This is a genomic window from Ferroacidibacillus organovorans (assembly GCF_001516615.1).
GTDB classification, from domain to species: Bacteria; Bacillota; Bacilli; order Alicyclobacillales; family SLC66; genus Ferroacidibacillus; species Ferroacidibacillus ferrooxidans_B.
Genome location: NZ_LPVJ01000022.1, coordinates 1 through 1,868 on the forward strand (window position 1 = coordinate 1; position 1,868 = coordinate 1,868).

Below are 1,868 nucleotides of genomic sequence, written 5' to 3' on the forward strand. Positions count from 1 at the left end.
TGCAACACTTTTTAGCCTGTCTGCCCAGTAAACTCAAGGCTCGTCTGGCTGCGTAGGGGTGCGAAACTTGAGTTATTTAATCCCCACCTTGTATGCTTACCTACACTGTAGCCTGTAATAATGGAGAAACCATGGAGCCCTTTGTTCGAAACCTACGGGCAAACATATATAATCCATGATTTTGAGTTTCTCGGTATGCATTAACGATTTAAAATTTTTAATGAGTTCTCCCTGCGTCCTTCTACAAACTTTCTCCATAATTTAAAGTTACCATGGTGTCAAATATGAGGAGGGATTCATCCATGAGTTGTTGTGGCGGGAGTTGGGGTTCCAAGCGCAATCAAAACCAGTCAACGCAACCGACTGGGGTAACTCAAAATTCACCCATCGACACATTGAAAATTCGTCTTGCAAAGGGTGAGATTTCGATTGAGGAGTACATGAGACTGATGGATGTTCTACAAGGGAACGATCCTCCTCAAAGTGGATCATCCAACATTCGAAAAATGTCTTGAGTCTGGCCGGGGGGTACACCCGGCTTTGCGACTTACGCATGGAACTAATACAAGGGGGGATTGTATATGAATCTATTGCCACTGGCGTATTTAGCTTGTCCTGCCATGATGTGATTTGTATGAAAGGAATATTTGGTAAGAAAAACACTGATTCGCAGACGCCTGCCCATCAAACAAATCACCAGTCTGTCGGCGGCCAGTCCGAACATGAGATTAGGGCTTTGCAATTACAAGTGGCTGATCTCATAGAGGAAAATTATCGATTGAAGCAATAGGAGCCCGACTCAGGAACGGGTGGCAAGAGTTCAGTTAAAAAAGTCCTTTACATTGCAGACGAACGAGAAGAGAAAAAAACCCTATCTTAAGCACAGGTATGTTTGCATCGAATGACTACCCATGAATCGCCGCCCCGCTTTGGCGCGGTATTTTTCAATTTCTTCGGCCACGTGCGGTAACTTCATGGTATTGCTCGATCACTACGGCTCGGTTTGTTACACTCCTTATTGGAGGAATAGCCTGCGAGCGAGGGGTCTTTCTTTCGCGAACTTCCATCGCCGTCCTTACCGCCTTGACCGTCAGATCAAATGAGTTATCTCGGTATGAAGGTCACATCACTATTTCCAATTTAACGGAAATATGAAATGCGACTTTTATTGTTCCTTTAGAAACGTACCGCAACGCGGGCAAGCATTCCAATCCGAACGTACTGTGGCGTTACATTTCGGACATCGCTGTGAATTGCTCCTCATCATCTTATAGACGAAAAACAACCCCACCAACACCATGGCTATCAGCAGAAATGCAGGGAAAAACATAGACATCGGCATCCAGTACATCATACCGACCATGCTGTAACTACTGTATCCAATGGCGGCCGTGACCAAGCAAGATAGCCCAATGATCACAAGCGCAGTAGCGATTACCCAGTCCATCCGTTTCAAGATGCGGTTCCCCCTCTCCCTTCAGTTCGTCTCAGTGGGAGCGTGAATGAAAACGTGCTGCCAATCCCTTCCTCACTCATGGCCTCGACGACACCACCATGCTGTTCAACAATTTGTCTCACAATGGCTAGCCCCAGGCCCGTACCGCCCAACTGACGCGACCTTGATTTTTCGACTCGATATAGTCGATCCCAGACAAATGGAAGTTCCGAAGCCGGAATGCCTAGTCCCGAATCTGAAATCGATATTCGAGCATGTGTCTCCTCCGGCACAATCCGAACGTCAACATATCCACCCTCTCGATTATATTGGATTGCGTTATCGATCAAATTAAAGTAAGCGTAAAACCAGACCCACCTATCGATGCGTGCGATCTCTTGAGATAATTGCCTCATGAATTCCATGTGGAGGA

Annotated in this window: 2 protein-coding genes; both read right to left on the reverse strand. The window is 46.3% G+C overall.

Going from position 1 to position 1,868, the window contains the following annotated elements:
- Positions 1–1,165: 1,165 nt before the first annotated feature.
- Positions 1,166–1,447: a zinc-ribbon domain-containing protein gene (locus ATW55_RS17180; RefSeq protein WP_423742956.1), complete on the reverse strand. Its 282-nt coding sequence runs from the start codon at positions 1,445–1,447 to the stop codon at positions 1,166–1,168.
- Between the two features lie 5 nt (positions 1,448–1,452).
- Positions 1,453–1,868, reverse strand: a 416-nt coding sequence (locus tag ATW55_RS06995) for a sensor histidine kinase (RefSeq protein ID WP_153005046.1), incomplete at its 5' end; no start/stop codon positions are given.

Excerpts from the sequence above, each read along its gene's own strand:
- ATW55_RS17180 (WP_423742956.1), bottom strand. The coding sequence starts at position 1,447 with ATGGACTGGGTAATCGCTACTGCGCTTGTGATCATTGGGCTATCTTGC.